Genomic DNA, 17,056 nt, shown 5'->3' with positions numbered 1-17,056 from the left:
CCCGATGGCCGGGGCCGGGTGGCCCGCCTCCGTTCGGCCCGGGCGGCCCCTAGGCTCCGGCCAGGCGACGGGGGAGATGATCCATGGACAGGCCAGGTGCGAAGCGGGCGGTGGCCGCGCTGCTGCTGGCGATGACGGCGGCCGCGGTGGTGGCCGCCCCGGTGACCGGCGCCCCCGCCGTGCCCCCCGGGGAGCCCCGGGTCGAGCTGCCGCCCCCGCCCCCGCCACCCCGCGAGGCGTTCGTGGACACCGCCGTGCCCGACCTCCTGGGCCGCCCACCGACCGGCGAGGAACGGGCCCGCTGGGTGGCCGAGCTGGGAGCGGGGCGCACCCGGGCCCACCTGGCCCACGCCCTGGCCCGCCGGCCCGAGCACACCCGCCGGGTGGTGGCCGACCTGTACCGGCGGGCCCTGGGCCGGGGCCCCGACCCGGCCGGCCTCGCCTTCTGGGCCGCCCGCCTGGCCGCCGGCGCCCCCGTGTCCCGCCTGGCCGCCGAGGTCTACGGCAGCGCCGAGGCCTACCAGCGCTCCGGGGGCACCCCGCCGGCCTATGTGGAGGCCACCTACGAGGCCCTGCTGGGTCGCTCGGCCGAGCCGGCCGGCCTGGCCCACTGGTCGGCCCGCCTGGCCGCCGGGACGCCCCGCACCACCCTGGCCCGGGCCCTGTACCTGACGGTCGAGTCCAACCGCCTGCGGGTGGTGCTGGCCTACATCGCCCTGCTGCGCCGCCCACCCAGCGACGCCGACCGGGTCTACTGGGGCGACCGGCTGCGCACCGTGGACGACATCACCTTCGCCGGCCGCCTGGTCGCCTCCGACGAGTACCTGGCCTGGGCCCGCCGCCCCGAGGGCACCCCGGCCAAGGTGGCTGCGGGCGCCTCGGCCTCGATCTCCGGCGACGGGCGCTTCGTCGCCTACGTCGCCTACCCCCAGGGCGGCATCCGGGTGCTCGACCGCCGGACCGGCCGGACCCGCATCGTGACCCGGGAGACCGAGATCTGGGCGCCGATCATCTCGGCCGACGGCACCGTCATCGTCTTTGCCTCGGCGGCTGGCGGTGTCGTCCCCGGTGACACCAACGGCCGCTCCGACGTGTTCGTGGCCCACCTCGACGGCGGGGCCATCCGTCGTCTCACCGACGGGGACGGCGACAGCACCGAGCCCACCGTCAGCGGGGACGGCCGCGTGGTCGCCTTCACCTCGACGGCCACCGACCTCGTCCCCGGGGGGACCGATGGCGCCGCAGAGGTCTACGTGGCCACCCTGGACGGGACGGGGGCGACGACGTCGCTGGAGCGGGTGGGGGGCGACGGGCCGAGTCGGGAGCCGGCGCTCTCGGCCGACGGCAGCACCCTCGTCTTCACCTCCGAGGCGACGGACCTGGTGGCCGGGGACGACAACGAGGAGGCGGATGCCTTCTGGGCCCGCCTCCCCCTGGCCGGCGCCGACGTGGCGCGGGTCAGCGAGGTGGGGGGCATGAAGCCGTACGACAACGCCTTCGGGGGCCCCTCCGTGTCGGCCGACGGCTCCGCCGTCGCCTACTTGGAGTTGTCCGGGGACGACCCGGGCCCCCACGTCGCCCGGGTGGAGGGCGGGACGGTCACCGACCGCCGGGGGCTGGCACCGCAGACCCTGGGAACGGCGCTGAGGGTCCTCCTGAGCGACGACGGGCAGGCCGTGCTCACCGGCGTCAACATCAACAGCGCCGGTCGCCTGACCGATGTCGGCCTCCACTACCCGACGGTCGATGAGGCCGCCCCCACCATCGTCGGGCCCTACGGCGACATGAGCGCCGACGGGTCCTTGGCGGTCACGGGCTCGGGCCGCCGCTACCCCTTCTGGGGGATCTGGGTGTACCTGCACGACCTGGGCTGACCTCGGGGGCGGGATCGCCCCTCAGGCGTCGAGGACGGCGTCCCAGAGGGGGAGGGTGGCCCGGTCGCAGTAGGCCTGCTCGAAGGCCCGGCGGGCGGCGGCCGACAGCTCGGCCCGCCAGGCCCGGTCGTCGCGGAGCCGGCGCACGGCGGCCACCAGGCCGTCCACGTCGTCGGTGCGGAGGCTCACCCCGCACCCGAACTCGGCGATGGCCACGTCCACGTTGGAGCCCTCGGGCCCCACGTAGAGGATGGGCAGCCCGGCGGCCAGGTTGCTGTGGAGCTTGCTGGGGCTCATCAGGCCCAGGGCCTCGTCGGCCAGGACGATGAGGGCGCACCCGGCGCCGGCCATCACCCCGCTGGTCTCCTCCTTGGGCACGTAGTCGCGGGTCACCAGCCGGTCGGCGGCCCCCGCCGCCGCCACCCGGCCGTCCAGCTCCGGCCGCCGGACCCCGCCCCCCACGAACAGCCAGGCCACGCCCTCGTCGGGGGCCAGGCTGGCCACCGCCGCCACCACCGTCCGCACGTCGTGGCCGTAGCCCAGGTTGCCCAGGTACAGGACCACGAAGCGACCGGCCAGCACCGGGTCGGTGGCGTAGTCGGACCACGGGGCGGGGGGCGGTCCGGCGGGGAAGGCGTCGGCCCGCTCCCAGTTGGGGATCACCGTGGCCGGCGGGTGGGACCCGTCGTCCGATCCGTAGCCTTCGACCAGCAGCGTGGCCATGGACCGGTCGAGGGCCACGATGTGGTCGACGCGGCGGAACAGGAGCCGGTTCACCGACCGCAGGGCCTGCGACAACGGCCCCCCCTTGCGCAGGGAGGCGATCCGGCGGGCCAGCACCCCCACCCCCCGGCGGACCCCGTCGTCGGCGGCGCCGGCCCGGGTGCGCGACCCCAGCTCCTCGATCACGTCCGGGTAGCAGTCCATGGACCACAGCACCACCCGGGTGCGCGGGTGGAGCAGGCCGTGGGCCACCGCCGCGGTCACCACGAACGGCGGCGTGGTGAGGGAGATGACGACGTCCTGGCGGCGCAGCACCAGCAGGCGGGCGGTGGCCCCGGCCAGGAAGGAGACGTAGTCGGAGAGGCGCTTGGCGATCGAGCCCTTGCCCAGGGCCGGGGTCCACAGGTGCACGACCCGCACGCCGGCCCCGTCGCGCAGGGCGCCGGGCCCCGACGGCAGGCCGGTGTAGCCCTCGCCGCCGGTCAGGACCGTGACGCGGTCGCCCCGCCCGGCCAGGTGCTCGGCCAGCGAGGCGGTCAGGTGGGCCGTGGGCGACACGTCCGGGGGGTAGAACTGGTTGACCAGCGTGATGCGCCGGGCCCGTCGCCGGCCGGGGTCGCCGCGGCCGTCGCTCACGCCGAGAGCTTGGCGGCCATGGCCCCGACCATCTCGTCGACGATGGCGTCGAGGGTCCACTCCTGGCGCCAGCCCGGGTAGTGCGAGCGGAACTTGGCCATGTCGGTGTAGTAGCAGATGTGGTCGCCGACCCGGTTGGCCTCGTCGTAGGTCAGCACCGGGCGGGTCCCGCTGCGGGCCGCCACCATCTCCACGCACTCCCGCAGGCTGGCGGCGTTGGCCTTCCCGCCGCCCAGGTTGTACACCTCGCCGGGGCGGGGGTCCTGGGCGAAGGCCCAGAAGGCGGAGACCACGTCGGCCGAGTGGATCTGGTCGCGGACCTGCTTCCCCTGGTAGCCGAAGATCGTGTACGGCCCCTCGGCCAGGGCCTGGGCCACCAGGTAGGACAGGAAGCCGTGCAGCTCCACCCCGGAGTGGTGGGGCCCGGTCAGGCACCCGCCCCGGAAGGCGGCCGTCCGCATCCCGAAGTACCGGCCGTACTCCTGGGTCAGCACGTCGGCCGCCACCTTGGACACGCCGAAGAGGGAGTGGGTGCAGCCCTCGATGGACATGGCCTCGTCGATGCCCTGGGCGTGGGCCGGATCGGCGTAGTCCCACCGGGTCTCCAGCTCCACCAGGGGCAGCCGGTTGGGGTTGTCGCCGTAGACCTTGTTGGTGCTCACCGTGATGAACACCGCGTCCGGCGCGTGGCGGCGGCAGGCCTCCAGCAGGTTGAGGGTGCCCACCGCGTTGGTGTCGAAGTCGTCGAAGGGGCGGCTGGCGGCCAGGTCGTGGCTGGGCTGGGCGGCGGCGTGGATGACCAGCTCGTAGCCCCCGGCGGCCACCAGCCGGCCGACGGCGGCGCGGTCCCGGATGTCGATGGCGACGTGGGTGTAGCGGGCGCACGTCGCCTCCAGGCGCTCGCGGTTCCACGTGGTGTCGCCCCGGGGGCCGAAGAAGTCGGCCCGGGTGTTGTTGTCCACCCCGTCCACGGCGAAGCCGAGGCGGTCGAAGAAGGTGACGGCCTCGGAGCCGACCAGCCCGGCCGAGCCGGTGACGAGGACCTTCACCGGGGGCGGACGAGGTCAGGGGGTGGGGCGGGCACGGTGCGCGATGCTACCGCTCGACATGCGCGTCGCCCTGACCCTCGAGCAGTGCTGGCACCGGGTCCCGGGGGGCTCCGCGACCTCCGTCCTGGCCCTGGCCGGGGCCCTGGCCGCCCGGCCCGACGTCGAGGTGGTGGGGGTGGCGGCCCGGCACCCGCAGCCCCCGCCCGAGCCCTGGCGCCCCCCGGTCGAGGTGCGGCACCTGCCGCTGCCCCGCCTGGCCCTCTACGAGGCGTGGCACGGCCTGCGGTGGCCCCCGGTGGAGCGGGCCACCGGGCCGGTGGACCTGGTCCACGCCACCGCGGTGGCCGTGCCCGGGCACCGGGCCCCCCTGGTGGTCACCGTCCACGACCTGGCCTTCCTGGCCCAGCCCGACCACCCGACGCGCCACGGGCTGCGCTTCTTCCGCCGGGGGACCGAGCTGGCCCGCCGCCACGCCCGGCTGGTGCTGGTGCCCTCGGAGGCCACCGCGGCCGAGTGCCGGTCGGCCGGGTTCGCCGCCGACCGCATCCGGGTCGTGCCCTGGGGCGTCGACGTGGTGGCGGCCAGCCCCGCGGCCCGGGAGGCGGCCCGGGCCCGGCACCGGCTGGAGCGGCCCTACGTCCTGTTCGTGGGCACCATCGAGCCCCGCAAGAACCTGCGCCGACTGGTGGAGGCCATGGCCCACCTGGACCGGGCGGAGCTCGACCTGGTGCTGGTGGGGGCCGAGGGGTGGAACCAGGACCTGGGCGCCCTGCTCGACCGGCTCCCGGGGCGGGCCCGGGCCCTGGGTTTCGTGCCCCCCGCCGACCTCGGCCCCCTCTACGCCGAGGCCGCGGCGGTGGCCTATCCCAGCCTGCGGGAGGGCTTCGGCCTGCCCGTGCTGGAGGCCATGGCCCAGGGCGCGCCGGTGGTCACGTCGCGGGGCACGGCCACCGAGGAGGTGGCCGGCGACGCCGCCGTGCTGGTCGACCCGTCCTCGGTCGAGTCCATCGCCGCCGGCCTGGACCGGGTGCTCGGCGACCCGGCCGGGGCGGCCGCCCTCGGCGCCCGGGCCCGGGACCGGGCCGCCACCTTCACCTGGGCCCGCACCGCCGAGCGCACCGTCGAGGCCTACCGCGACGCCCTGGGTGTTGGCCGGTGAGCGGCGCCCATCGGGTGGGGGTCAACCTGCTGTGGCTCGTCCCGGGGGTGGTCGGCGGGAGCGAGGAGTACACCGTGCGCCTCCTCCACGGCCTGGCCGACCTGGACCCGCCGGACTTCGAGGTCGAGCTGCTGGCCCTCGACGCCCTCCGCCACGCCCACCCCGACCTGGTGGCCCGCTTCCCGACCCGGAGCATCGGCCTGCGGGGGTGGGCCAAGCCGCTCCGGGTGGCGGCCGAGACCACCTGGCTCCCGGCGGTGGCCCGGTCCCGGCGGCTCGACCTGGTCCACCACGCCGGCGGGGTGGTGCCCCTGGTGCGGGGGGTGCCGGCGGTGCTCACCATCCACGACCTCCAGCCTCTCGACCTGCCCCGGAACTTCGGCCGGGCCAAGGTGGCGTACCTCCGGGCCATGCTGCCCCGCTCGGTCCGGGCCGCCCGGGTCGTCGTCACCCCGTCGCGGGCCGCCGGCGACCGGGTGGCCGAGCGCCTGGGCCTGGACCGGGCCCGGGTGCGCACCGTGCCCCACGGCCTCGGCCCCGAGCTGTTCGACACCGTCCCCGCCGCCGAGGTGGACCGCGTCCGCCGTTGCTGGGACCTCCGGGGGCCGTGGATCCTGTACCCGGTCATCACCTACGCCCACAAGAACCACGCCACCCTGGTCCGGGCGTTCGCCGCCCTGGCCGAGCGCCACCCCGACGCCCACCTGGTGCTGGCCGGGGGGGAGGGCCCGGCCGAGGCCGAGGTCCGCGCCGCGGTGGCGGCCTCCGGCGCCGCCGACCGCGTCCGCCGCACCGGCCGGGTGTCCCGGGCCGATCTCGACGCCCTGTTCGCGGGGGCCGCGGCGGTGGCCTTCCCGTCGCGCTACGAGGGCTTCGGCATCGGCGCCCTGGAGGCCATGGCCCGGGGCGCCCCGGTGGTGGTGGCCGACGCCACCGCCCTCCCCGAGGTGGTGGGCCCGGCCGGCACCCTGGTCCCGCCGGACGACGTGGCCGGCTGGGCCCGGGCCCTGTCCGACCTGCTCGACGACCCCGTCGCCGCCCGGCGCCAGGCCGAGGCCGGGCGGGCCCGGGCCCGGGCCTTCACCGACGCTGCAGCCGCCACCGCGCTGCTCGACGCCTACCGGGCGGCCCTGACGGAAACCTGACACCGGGCCGCCGGATCGGCGGCGGTGCCTGACTCCAGACCGGCCCCCGGTGCCAGGTAGGGTGGCGGCCTCATGGGCAAGGCATCCTCAGCCAAGAAGGTGGCGCGCGCAGCGCGCACCGGAGGCAAGACCAAGGGTCAGAGCAGGCGCATCGGCTTCCCGGTGGCCGTCGTGGCGCTGGTGCTGCTGGGCGTCAGCCTGGTCACCTTCGCCCGCAGCGGTTCCGGGGGCGACGAGTCGCCCAAGCTGGGCGACCACTGGCACGCCGCCTACGGCATCTACGTCTGCGACCGGTGGGTGTCCAACCTGTCGGACCGGGGCGCCGACCAGCTCGGCATCCACACCCACGACGACGGCCTCATGCACATCCACCCGTTCCTGGCCGGCGCGGCCGGGCGGGCCGCCACCCTGGGCAAGTTCTTCGACCAGACCGGCATGTCGGTCTCGGGCTCGTCCATCACCCTGCCCGAGGGCGGCCAGTACGAGGGGCGCAAGTACGTCAACGGCGAGACCACCTGTGGGGGCAAGAAGGGCCGGGTCGTCCTGGCCTACTGGGAGAACGCCCTGAAGACCGAGGGCAAGCCGACCGAGACCAGCACCTCGGACATCAGCGGCGAGCACATCGACACCAACTTCGGGGCCTACACCATCGCCTTCGTCCCCGAGGGCGAGGACATCCCGCCCCCGCCCAGCGCGGCGGACATCGAGCAGAACGCCACCGTCGACGGTGGGGAGGGCCAGCCCATCGAGGGCGCGCCGGAGGGGACCGACCTCCCGGACGAGTCCACCGTCCCCGCCGGGGAGGAGACCCCCTCCTCGGAGCCGCCGGCCGACGGGTCGGGCTCCACGGCCCCGCCCGCCTCCTCGGAGCCGGCGGCGTCGACCGAGCCCCCGCCCGCCACCGAGGGCGCCGGGTGAGGGCAGTGGTCCTGGTCGGGGGGTTCGGAACCCGCCTCCGGCCGCTGACGCTGACCCGGCCCAAGCAGATGCTGCCGATCGTGGATCGGCCCATGATCGAGCACGTGCTGGGCCACCTGGCCGGCCACGGCATCGACGACGTGGTGCTGTCGATGGGCTACCGACCCGACGCCTTCCGCGACGCCTACCCGTCGGGCACCTGCGCCGGGGTGGCGGTCCACTACGCCATCGAGCCCGAGCCGCTCGACACCGCCGGGGCCATCCGCTTCGCGGCGGCCGACGCCGGCATCGCCGAGCGGTTCGTGGTGGTCAACGGCGACGTCCTCACCGACCTGGACCTCACCGCCCTGGTGGCCTTCCACGAGGAGCGGGGGGCCGAGGGCACCATCGCCCTCCACAAGGTCGAGGACCCCTCGGCCTTCGGCGTGGTGCCCACCGACGCCAACGGGCGGGTCGATGCCTTCGTCGAGAAGCCCCCCCGCCACGAGGCCCCCACCGACCTCATCAACGCCGGCACCTACGTGCTGGAGCCCGCGGCCCTGGGGCGCATCGCCACCGACCGCCGGGTGTCCATCGAGCGCGAGGTGTTCCCGGCCATGGTGGCCGACGGGGTCCTCTACGCCATGGCCGGCGACACCTACTGGATCGACACCGGCACGCCCGCCCTGTACGTCCAGGCCCAGCTCGACCTGCTCGACGGCCTGCGCGGTGAGCCGGTCGGGGGCGTCCACGCCGAGGCCTCGGTCGACGTCACCGCCGATGTGAGCCGGGCCGTGGTCGGTCCCGGCGCGGTGGTGGGCGACGGTGCCGTGGTGCACGAGTCGGTGGTGATGGCCGGGGCCCGGATCGGCGCCGGGGCCCGGGTCGAGCGCTCCGTGGTGGCCTTCGGGGCCACCGTCGGCGAGGGCGCCGAGCTGGACGACTGCGTCATCGGCGACGGCGAGGACGTCCCCCCCGGGACCCCCCTCCACGGCGTCCGCCAGCCCGCTCCGGAGTAGCTCGGCCGGCCCCGATCGGGCTGGTTCCGGCCATGGGGCCCGCTGCTAGGGTGACCGCTTCCGGGGCCGTTAGCTCAGTTGGTTAGAGCACCTGCATGACGCGCAGGGGGTCAGGGGTTCGAATCCCTTACGGCCCACCATGGCGACCTTTCGGCGCACCCTCGCCTTTCAAGGCGAGCGGTAGTAGGCCCACGGCCCCCGCTGGGGCGCCGTTGTTGTCCACCTTCTGGCCACTGCCTCGCTCGACCCCTCCTAGAGCCCGTCGACACTGCCTCGTGGCTTTCGAAAGTCTGCCAGGCCCCCGTTCAAAGTCCTCACCCTCGGGGTGCCGTGCCGGCCTTCGATCCGCAGTACGAGAGCTCGTTGATCCGGAGTTCGGCCATGTTGCCGCCGAGAGCAGGCTCAAGGTCGCGTGGAGCCGTTGATCCGCAAGCCATACGGAGCGGCTGCCCCGACGTCCACTCCGCCGGATCCAAGCACTGACTAGCCCAATCGCGCCGGTGAGAACGAAGGCGACGAGGTCCGGCGATCTGCCCCAAATGGCGGGTTTGCTCCGGCCGATCACTGACTCCCCTCGTAGATGGTGAGCCAGCCGCGCCCCTCACAGGCAGAGCAGGGTGCCGTAAGCCGCCACCCGAAGCCGTTGGTTGGAGCCCACCCCAGGGGGTATCAGGGGCCACGGGCTCGGAGCCGGCGTTTCGGCTACAAGGATCGGTACGGTTCGGCGCTTGCGGTGTGTGGACCGCGAGGTGGCGTCACGCAGCCCGTGTCGGCGCCGAGTGCCGGGCGATAGCGACAGCACCTGCCCCAAGGATGGCTGATACATGGAGCCGTGTCCCGCTCGGGTGATGGGGACGCGTCATCCCAAGTCCACTACCTCCGGCGCCTTACAATAGTGCTGTGAAAGTGGTCAGTCCCGCCGTCCTGCACCGGTTACGTGAAGCGTTGTCGCTTGCGTATTGGTTCAAGACCGACCTGCGGTCCTTCCTGGCCACGGCCCTTCCGGAGAGTCAGCTCGTGCCACAACTGGATTGGGCAGACTACAAGAGGAATATCGTCCGGCAACTAGTTGATACCTTGGCCTCCCAACCCAAATATCAAGAACAGCTTGTAGACCTGATCTTGGCAACTGCCGATATCGGCGATCCGGTCCATCTAAGACGACTCACGGGCGGAGAAGAAAAGTACGCCAATGCGAAGGCGGCGCTTGACGCGCTGGATGCGCAAGTGGAGCCATATCGCAGATTGCGCAATGATGCCGAGCAGGCTGAACGCAGGCGCCTAGAGGAACAAGCACGGGCTGAACTGCGTCGTGCGGTTAGCGAGAAGCTGGGCGAGTTACAACAGCTGCTATTCCAGCTTACGGGCCATGAGCCTCAGCAGCGTGGTTACGATCTCGAAAAGCTCCTGAATGAGTTGTTCGCTCTGTTCGATATTGACGCGCGTGGTCCATTCCGAGTTGTCGGTGAGCAGATCGATGGCGCCTTCTCCCATGAAGGAACGGAATTTCTCTTTGAGGCGAAGTGGCAGAAGGGGCCCGCGCCGCCGTCTGATATTGACGTGTTCGCAGGGAAGGTCGGGCGAAAGCTCGAGAATACTTTGGGCTTGTTCCTTTCGATGGAGGGATACCAGCCAACGGCGGTTGACTTCTATTCGCAGCGCGGTTCTTCCATCATCCTCATGGAAGGAGCCGATCTCGCCGCTGTACTCGAAGATCGGATCCCGCTGCCTGAACTCATCACTCGGAAGCGCCAACACGCGTCAAGCACCGGACAGGTTCTTCTCCGCGCATATGAGATTTTGAGGTAACTGATTCTGCCCGCCCGGCCCGCTTCTAGGCCAACGGTCAGAATGGCGTGGTCCCCGACGGCGCGACCGGGGCCAAATCGGGTACCGGCGCCGAGTACACCTAGGACCCACCATCGGCCCGGCTGGCCGGGGCTCCTGCTCTGGTCAGCGTCGCGTCCGGGGCTCCCGTGGTTGGGGCGCCCGCGGGTGGGCAGTCCTGCGTCGATGCCGACCCAGGAGGCTTCCATGGCCCACCCCCACCTCGTCTCTGACGGTGACGGCGGGCAGGACCGATGAGGTTCGGCCGCGACACGGAGGTGCGGGTCCTGGGCGGCCCGGTGGGGTGCCTGGCCATGATCGTGCTCTCCGTCGTCGGGTCGGTGCTGCTCACCGCCCTCCTCAACGCCGCCCGCTGAGCCCCGTCGGACGGCGGCTGCGTGACCGCCCCGGGAGATGGAGCAGGGCGCGCGCCTTGAGCGCCGAGCTCCTCGGTGTCAGGTGATCTCCTCCCAGGAGGACGCGGGAGCGTAGCGCCGGAGGTGGCGGGGGTTGGTGGTGGCGATGACGACCTCACCGTCCGCGCCGAGGGCGAGGGCCTGGGCGGCGAGGAGCACGTCGCCGTCGAGGGCGGGGTCGGGCGCCGTCGGTCGCCCCTCTCGCCGGGCCGTCGCCCACAGATCGGCCGCCTGCCGCCACATGGCCGTGGTGACAGGCAGGTAGTCGAACCCGGTGGCCAGCGCGTCGAGGCGGCGGAGGCCCTCGGCACGCTCGGCCCGGACGAGTTCGCGCCGTACCTCGTAGTCGGCGATCTCGGGCACCACGATCTGGTGGCGGTCGATGGTCGCTCTGGCCCACCGGTTGGCAGCCTCGGCCGCCACGGACGATGACGGGTTGCTGAGCAGGCCGAGCGGTCCGCTGTCGAGGACGACGAACATCAGAAGGGACGCCCCTCGCTGGCTCGGGTGATGGCCAGGGCGCTCAGGAGCTGTTCCCCGGTCTGTCGTCGCTCGTCTTCGCTCCCGATCGCTGCGACCTGATCGAGGGCGGCCCGAGCCCGGTCGGCCGCGGAGATGTCCTCAGCCCGGACGTACTTCTCGGCCTTGGTGAAGTGGGGGCCGCGGGCCGGCCCCCTGCGCCCCGACGTCGACCACCCCAGGCGCTGCATCTTGAGGCGCACCGCCACCCCGACAGCCTGGCGGAAACGGGGTCCGTCACGGTCGTCGACGATGGCGGCGAGCACGGCCGAATTCTCGGTGAGCTGCCGCTCGATGCCCCGGAGCGCGGCCTCGTCGCGGTCCGAGGCGTCCTGCAGACGCTGCTCGTTGGCTGGGTCGTTGAGGACGTTGAGCAACGCCGAGAAGGCATCGGGGTGCGAGTTCAGGACGCTGCGGTAGCGGCTTGCGTGGCGGTCGCCCGAGAAGGCCTCGGGAAGGAGCAGGTGATGGGGAGGACTGACCGTTTGCATGGCCTCACCATAAACGTCCATATTTAGGACGTCAAGAGTCGCCCTAGCTGCGGGGGACGTCCTTCCAGGGCGGGTCCTTGTCGGTGCGGGGCTCGCCGGGGAGTCCGAGGACCCGCTCGCCGACGATGTTGCGCTGGATCTCGGAGGTGCCGCCCTCGACGGAGTTGGCCCGGCTGCGCAGGAACATCTTGCGGGCCGAGCCGGGCGGCCCGGTGAGGCCCAGGTTCTCCGAGCGGCGCATGGCGTAGTCGAACCCCACCAGGGCCCGGGGGCCCAGCAGGTCGACGCACAGCTCGTAGGCGTCCATGTTGACCTGGGCGAACATCAGCTTGGCGATCGAGCCCTCCGGGCCCGGGTTGCCGACCTTGCGGTTCTGGGCGGCCCGCAGGTTGGTGAGGCGCAGGACCTCGGCCCGGATCCACAGCCGCAGCAGCCGGTCCCTCAGGGCCGGGTCCTGCTCCGGCGCCTCCTCCCGCCAGATGCGGACCGCCTCGGCGATGGCCCCCGAGCCCTTGGCCGGCGGGCCGCCCCCGCCGCCGATGGTGGTGCGCTCGTTGGAGAGCGTGGTCATGGCCACGCGCCAGCCCTCGCCCACGTCCCCGACGCGATCGGCGTCGGGCACCCGCACCTCGGTCATGTAGACCTCGTTGAACTCGGCCTCGCCGGTGATCTGGCGCAGGGGCCGGACCTCGACCCCCGGCGCGTGCATGTCGAGGGCGAAGTAGGTGAGGCCCTTGTGCTTGGGCGCGTCGGGGTCGGTGCGGGCCACCAGCATCCCCCGGTCGGCCAGGTGGGCCAGCGTGTTCCACACCTTCTGGCCGGTGACGACCCACTCGTCGCCGTCCCGCACGGCCCGGCAGGCCAGGCCGGCCAGGTCCGAGCCGGCGCCGGGCTCGCTGAAGAGCTGGCACCACGCCTCCTCGCCGGTGAACATCGGGCGCAGCAGGCGGGCCCGGAGCTCGTCGGAGCCGTGGGTGACCACGGTGGGCCCGGCCATGGTCAGCCCGAAGAAGTGCGGGGTGCCGGGCCCGGGGGCGCCGGCCTGGCGCAGGGCGGCGTCCACCGCCCTCTGGTGGGTGGGGGCGAGGCCCAGGCCGCCCCACCCCTCGGGGAAGTGGACCCAGGCCAGGCCCAGGTCGTACTGGAGGCCCCGGAAGGCCACGGGGTCGGAGCGGTCGCCCTCGTCCAGCAGGCGGCCCAGGCGGTCGGTCACGAGCGAGGACGGGTCGTCGGTCATCGGCGCCGAGGGTAGCGAGCGGCCCTCCCGCCCGCCCCGGCCCGCCATCCTCCCCGGGCCGTGACCCCAGGGGCAGACTGCAGCGGTGATCGTCGACTGCGCCGTGTACCGGGACGGGGCCCGGGTCGAGCGTCCCGCCACCATCCAGGGCGCCACCGCCACCGGTGACGACGAGGCGTCCTTCACCTGGATCGGCCTGCACGACCCCACCGACGCCGAGATCGACGAGGTCAGCGCCGAGTGCGGCCTCCACGAGCTGCTGCTGGAGGACGTGCGCAAGGCCCACCAGCGGGCCAAGTGGGACAGCTTCGACGAGGCCTCCCTGTTCGTGTTCAAGACGGCCCGCTACCACCAGCCCGACCAGGTGGAGATCGGGGAGCTGCAGGTCATCGTGGGCCACCGGTTCGTGATCACCGTGCGCCACGGGACGGCCACCGCCCTGGGCTCGGTGCGGGCCCGGATGGAGCGCAACCGCCAGCTGCTGCGCCTGGGCCCGATGGCCGTGCTGTACGGCATCGCCGACCAGGTCGTCGACGACTACGCCCCCGTGGTCGGGGAGCTGGAGGCCGACGTCGACGAGGCCGAGGAGGCGGTGTTCAGCGCCGATCGCAGCAACCAGGCGCCCCGGGTCTACAACCTGAAGCGCCAGGTGCTGGAGCTGCGGCGCAACGTCGTCCCCGTGGGTGACGTGCTGGAGGACCTGTGCGAGCCCGACGCCAACGTCGTGCCCCACGACCTGGAGGACTACTTCCGTGACGTGTCCGACCACGCCCACCGGGTGATGGGCCGGGTCGAGGTGGCTCGGGAGCTGCTGACCGACGCCCTCAACGCCAACCTGGCCCAGCAGAGCGTGCACCAGAACGAGGACATGCGCCGGATCTCGGCCTGGGCCGCGGTGATCGCCGTGCCCACCCTGCTGGCCGGGGTGTGGGGCATGAACTTCACCCACATGCCCGAGCTCGACTGGCGGGCCGGCTACCCGCTGGCCCTGGGCCTCATGGCCGCGGTGTCGGGCTCGCTCATCGCCTACTTCCGTCGCGCCGGCTGGCTCTAGCCCCGCCGATCTTCGGGGGGAGGTCGGAGGTGGCTCCCAGGGGCCTCCCAGGTTCGTCGCACACGATGCGCTCCATCACCCCACCACGCGACAGGAGCACGCCGTGAACGACCACCAGACCTCCCCCGACCAGCCCGCCGGGTTCGGCCCACCGGCACCGGCCCCCCGCCGGCGCCCGTGGATGTGGGTGGGCGCCGGGGCCGCGGCCCTGGCCCTCCTGGGCGGAGGGGCGGCCGCCGCCGGCGCCGCTCGCTCCGATTCGGGCCCCCCGACCGTCGCCGCCCAGGAGGGCGAGCAGGGTGACGCCGGCACCGGCACCGCCGGCTGCGCCCCGGGCCAGCGGGGCCCCGGCACCCGGGGCACCATCACCGCCGTCGACGGCGCCACCCTCACCGTCGAGGACCCGGACGGCACCAGCGTGACCGTCACCACCACCGACGACACCGTGGTCACCGAGTCCGTCGCCGGCTCCCTGGCCGACGTGGCGGTGGGCGACACCGTCCGGGCCATGGGGGCCCGCGGCGAGGACGGCAGCATCGCCGCCCGCCACCTGGCCGAGGTGCCGGCCGGTGACGGCGAGGACGCCCCCGAGCGGCCCGAGGGCGCCCCGGAGCGGCCCGAGGGAGCGCACCGCCGGGGTGGGGTGGCCGGCACCGTCGAGGCCATCGACGGCACCACCCTGACCGTGGCCGGTCCCGACGGCGAGGCCGTCACCGTCACCACCAGCGACGAGACCGAGGTGGTGGTGGTCACGGAGATCGCGGTGGCCGACCTGGCCGTCGGCGACGAGGTCGGCGTGCGGGGCCAGGCCGGTGACGACGGGTCCGTCGCCGCCGAGCGGATCCGGGCGGGCGAGCTGGCCACCGGTCCCGGCGGCCGGGGCCCCGGGGGCCCGGGGGGCGGCGCCGGCCCCCGGAGCCGCGGTGGTGACGCCCCCGAGGAGGGCACCGCGCCCGACAGCGGCGAGGACGGCACCGCCCCGCCGACCACGGCCTGACCGCCGTCCCGCCCCCCGTTCGCCGCCCCGGTGCGCCCCCCACGGCGCGCCGGGGCGGCCCCGCGCCCGGCCGGGGCTCGGTCGGGGGCTCGGCCCGGCTGGGTCAGCGGGGGTAGACGTCGACCTCGGTGGCCTTGACCGAGGCCCACACCCGGTCTCCGGGGCCCAGGGCCAGCTCGGCCAGGGCGGCTGGCGTGATCTCGGCGGTGAGGGGGACGGACCCGGCCGCCTGGACCCGGACCCGGTCGCCCACCACCTCGATCCCGGCCACCGTCGCCTCCCACACGTTGCGGGGGCTCCCGTCGGGCCGCTGCCGGTGGAGGGCCACGGCCCGGGGCCGGATGGCGGCGTAGACGGCCGCGCCAGCCGGGGGGAGCGGGGTGGGGGCGGCGGCCAGCACCCCGCCGCCGTCGAGGGCGACCCGCCCGTCGCCCTCGGCCCGCCCCGGCAGCAGGGCCAGGCCCACCAGGTCGGCCACCCACGGCGTGCGGGGCCGGCGGGCCACCTCGGCCGCCGTGCCCTCCTGCACCGCCCGCCCCCCGTCCAGGACCACCAGCCGGTCGGTCAGGGTGAGGGCGTCCACCGGGTCGTGGGTGACCAGCACCACCGGGCCGGCGAAGGCTCCCAGGTGGGCCCGGAGGTGGCGGCGCACCTCGGCCCGGGTGGTCGTGTCGAGGGCCGACAGCGGCTCGTCCAGCAGGAGCAGGCCGGGGTCGGGGGCCAGGGCCCGGGCCAGGGCCACCCGCTGGGCCTGGCCCCCCGACAGGGACCCGGGCCGCTGCCCGGCCCGGTCGGCCAGCCCCACGCGGTCCAGCCAGGCCGCGGCCACGGCGTCGGCCCGGCGCCGGGGCGTGCCCCGGGCTCGGAGCCCGAAGGCCACGTTGTCGCGGGCCGAGAGGTGCGGGAACAGCCGTAGGTCCTGGAACACCACGCCCACGGGCCGTCGCTCGGGCGGGACCCAGGTGCCGGTGACCGGCTCGTCGAGCGGGGTGCCGCCCAGGGTGACGTGGCCGGCATCCAGGGGCCGCAGCCCGGCCAGGGCCCGCAACGCGGTGGTCTTGCCCGCCCCGTTGGGCCCCAGCAGCCCGACCACCTCACCGGCCTCGACGGCCAGCTCGACGTCCAGGGCGAAGTCGTCGTGGCCGACCCGCAGGGCGGCGGCCAGGGGGCCCGGGGCGGCCGGGATGCTCACAGGGCCCGGGTCCAGCGGTCCCGCAGGGCCACCAGCACCAGCAGGGACACGGCCACCAACACCAGGCTGAGGACGATGGCTGCCCCCTGGTCGCGCTGGAGGGCCTGGTACACGGCCAGGGGCATGGTCTGGGTCCGGCCCTGGAGGCTGCCGTTGAAGGTGATGGTGGCGCCGAACTCGCCCAGGGCCCGGGCCCAGGCCAGCACCGCCCCGGCCACCAGCGAGGGGCCGACCTGGGGCAGGGTCACCCGGCGCAGCACCGTCCACCGCCCGGCGCCCAGGGTGGTGGCCGCCTCCTCCAGGCCCCGGTCGCCGGCCCGGAGCGCGCCCTCCACGGTGACCACCAGGAAGGGCAGGGCCACGAAGCTCTGGGCGATGACCACGCCGGCGGTGGAGAAGGGGAGGGTGATGCCCAGGGTGCCGTCCAGCCACCGCCCGAGCGGGCTGTTGCGGCCCAGGGCGAAGAGCAGGGCGGCCCCGCCGACCACCGGGGGCAGGACCATGGGCAGGGTCACCAGGGCCCGCACCAGTCGCCGGCCGGGGAAGGGCGAGCGGGCCAGCACCCAGGCCAGGGGCACGCCCAGGGTCACCACCACCGCCGTGCTGGCCAGGGCGGTGGCCAGGGACAGGCGCAGGGCGTCGCCCACCTCCGGGGAGCGGGCCACCGTGCCCAGGTCGGACCACGGTGCCCGTTGGAGCAGGCCCACCAGCGGCAGCACCAGGAAGGCCACGGCCAGGCCGGCCAACGGCACCAGGGCGCGGGGCACCCGCCCGGCGGCCGGCTCGGCGCCCGGGTGGGGACGGGTGGGGCCCGGCGTCAT

16 protein-coding genes and 1 tRNA gene are annotated in these 17,056 nt (G+C 74.5%); 10 read left to right on the top strand and 7 right to left on the bottom strand.

Annotation, left to right across the window (positions count from 1 at the left end):
* Positions 1-83: 83 nt before the first annotated feature.
* Entirely contained in the window at positions 84-1,874 is a 1,791-nt protein-coding gene (locus VEW93_07300) for a DUF4214 domain-containing protein (protein HYI61595.1), read from the top strand.
* A 21-nt stretch (positions 1,875-1,895) separates the two neighbouring features.
* Here VEW93_07300 and VEW93_07295 read toward each other — a convergent pair whose 3' ends face one another.
* On the bottom strand, positions 1,896-3,233 hold the full coding sequence (locus VEW93_07295) for a glycosyltransferase family 4 protein (GenBank protein HYI61594.1): 1,338 nt from the start codon (positions 3,231-3,233) through the stop codon (positions 1,896-1,898).
* Positions 3,230-4,282 carry an NAD-dependent epimerase/dehydratase family protein gene (locus VEW93_07290; protein HYI61593.1) on the bottom strand — a complete coding sequence of 351 codons (1,053 nt, stop codon included), beginning with the start codon at positions 4,280-4,282 and terminating at the stop codon, positions 3,230-3,232. The genes VEW93_07295 and VEW93_07290 overlap by 4 nt, the downstream gene beginning before the upstream one ends.
* Positions 4,283-4,325: 43 nt before the next feature.
* Between VEW93_07290 and VEW93_07285 the strand changes: the two genes are divergently transcribed.
* The 7 genes from VEW93_07285 (at position 4,326) to VEW93_07255 (ending at position 10,706) form a co-directional block, all read left to right on the top strand.
* On the top strand, positions 4,326-5,441 hold the full coding sequence (locus VEW93_07285) for a glycosyltransferase family 1 protein (GenBank protein ID HYI61592.1): 1,116 nt from the start codon (positions 4,326-4,328) through the stop codon (positions 5,439-5,441).
* The gene (locus VEW93_07280; GenBank protein ID HYI61591.1) at positions 5,438-6,586 is read left to right on the top strand and encodes a glycosyltransferase family 1 protein; all 1,149 of its coding nucleotides are present in this window, start codon (positions 5,438-5,440) and stop codon (positions 6,584-6,586) included. Before VEW93_07285 ends, VEW93_07280 begins: the two co-directional genes overlap by 4 nt.
* 72 nt (positions 6,587-6,658) lie before the next feature.
* A complete protein-coding gene (locus VEW93_07275) occupies positions 6,659-7,504 on the top strand; it encodes a hypothetical protein (protein ID HYI61590.1) in 846 nt (281 codons plus the stop codon).
* Entirely contained in the window at positions 7,501-8,502 is a 1,002-nt protein-coding gene (locus VEW93_07270; protein HYI61589.1) for an NDP-sugar synthase, read from the top strand. Before VEW93_07275 ends, VEW93_07270 begins: the two co-directional genes overlap by 4 nt.
* A 63-nt stretch (positions 8,503-8,565) precedes the next feature.
* Positions 8,566-8,642, top strand: a tRNA-Val gene (locus tag VEW93_07265).
* 760 nt (positions 8,643-9,402) lie between these two features.
* Positions 9,403-10,311: a restriction endonuclease gene (locus VEW93_07260; GenBank protein ID HYI61588.1), complete on the top strand. Its 909-nt coding sequence runs from the start codon at positions 9,403-9,405 to the stop codon at positions 10,309-10,311.
* Positions 10,312-10,583: 272 nt separating this feature from the next.
* A complete protein-coding gene (locus VEW93_07255; protein HYI61587.1) occupies positions 10,584-10,706 on the top strand; it encodes a hypothetical protein in 123 nt (40 codons plus the stop codon).
* A gap of 78 nt (positions 10,707-10,784) precedes the next feature.
* On the opposite strand, the gene VEW93_07250 is transcribed toward VEW93_07255, so the two are convergent.
* Genes VEW93_07250 through VEW93_07240 form a run of 3 tightly spaced genes read right to left on the bottom strand, consistent with a single transcriptional unit; the run spans position 10,785 to position 12,992 of the window.
* Positions 10,785-11,225: a PIN domain-containing protein gene (locus tag VEW93_07250; GenBank protein ID HYI61586.1), complete on the bottom strand. Its 441-nt coding sequence runs from the start codon at positions 11,223-11,225 to the stop codon at positions 10,785-10,787.
* Positions 11,225-11,755 (bottom strand): hypothetical protein, encoded by a 531-nt coding sequence (locus tag VEW93_07245; GenBank protein HYI61585.1) that lies wholly within the window; start codon positions 11,753-11,755, stop codon positions 11,225-11,227. The genes VEW93_07250 and VEW93_07245 overlap by 1 nt, the downstream gene beginning before the upstream one ends.
* Before the next feature lie 43 nt (positions 11,756-11,798).
* Positions 11,799-12,992 (bottom strand): acyl-CoA dehydrogenase family protein, encoded by a 1,194-nt coding sequence (locus tag VEW93_07240; protein ID HYI61584.1) that lies wholly within the window; start codon positions 12,990-12,992, stop codon positions 11,799-11,801.
* An 85-nt stretch (positions 12,993-13,077) separates the two neighbouring features.
* On the opposite strand from VEW93_07240, the gene corA reads away from it, so the two are divergent.
* Positions 13,078-14,046 (top strand): magnesium/cobalt transporter CorA, encoded by a 969-nt coding sequence (corA, locus tag VEW93_07235; GenBank protein ID HYI61583.1) that lies wholly within the window; start codon positions 13,078-13,080, stop codon positions 14,044-14,046.
* A gap of 103 nt (positions 14,047-14,149) precedes the next feature.
* Positions 14,150-15,043 (top strand): DUF5666 domain-containing protein, encoded by an 894-nt coding sequence (locus tag VEW93_07230; protein ID HYI61582.1) that lies wholly within the window; start codon positions 14,150-14,152, stop codon positions 15,041-15,043.
* A gap of 103 nt (positions 15,044-15,146) precedes the next feature.
* Here VEW93_07230 and VEW93_07225 read toward each other — a convergent pair whose 3' ends face one another.
* On the bottom strand, positions 15,147-16,235 hold the full coding sequence (locus VEW93_07225) for an ABC transporter ATP-binding protein (protein HYI61581.1): 1,089 nt from the start codon (positions 16,233-16,235) through the stop codon (positions 15,147-15,149).
* Complete coding sequence (locus VEW93_07220) at positions 16,232-17,056, bottom strand: ABC transporter permease (protein HYI61580.1); 825 nt, start codon at positions 17,054-17,056, stop codon at positions 16,232-16,234. Before VEW93_07220 ends, VEW93_07225 begins: the two co-directional genes overlap by 4 nt.

The organism is Acidimicrobiales bacterium (genome assembly GCA_035630295.1).
GTDB lineage: Bacteria > Actinomycetota > Acidimicrobiia > Acidimicrobiales > Iamiaceae > Iamia.
The sequence above is the reverse complement of the archived record's forward strand: the minus strand, read 5'-3'. Positions and strand labels throughout refer to the sequence as shown.

Coding starts and splice junctions, on each gene's coding strand:
- VEW93_07220 (HYI61580.1), bottom strand. CDS start 17,056: ATGACGCCGGGCCCCACCCGTCCCCACCCGGGCGCCGAGCCGGCCGCC.
- VEW93_07240 (HYI61584.1), bottom strand. CDS start 12,992: ATGACCGACGACCCGTCCTCGCTCGTGACCGACCGCCTGGGCCGCCTG.
- VEW93_07255 (HYI61587.1), top strand. CDS start 10,584: ATGAGGTTCGGCCGCGACACGGAGGTGCGGGTCCTGGGCGGCCCGGTG.
- VEW93_07300 (HYI61595.1), top strand. CDS start 84: ATGGACAGGCCAGGTGCGAAGCGGGCGGTGGCCGCGCTGCTGCTGGCG.
- VEW93_07250 (HYI61586.1), bottom strand. CDS start 11,225: ATGTTCGTCGTCCTCGACAGCGGACCGCTCGGCCTGCTCAGCAACCCG.
- VEW93_07285 (HYI61592.1), top strand. CDS start 4,326: ATGCTACCGCTCGACATGCGCGTCGCCCTGACCCTCGAGCAGTGCTGG.
- VEW93_07245 (HYI61585.1), bottom strand. CDS start 11,755: ATGCAAACGGTCAGTCCTCCCCATCACCTGCTCCTTCCCGAGGCCTTC.
- VEW93_07275 (HYI61590.1), top strand. CDS start 6,659: ATGGGCAAGGCATCCTCAGCCAAGAAGGTGGCGCGCGCAGCGCGCACC.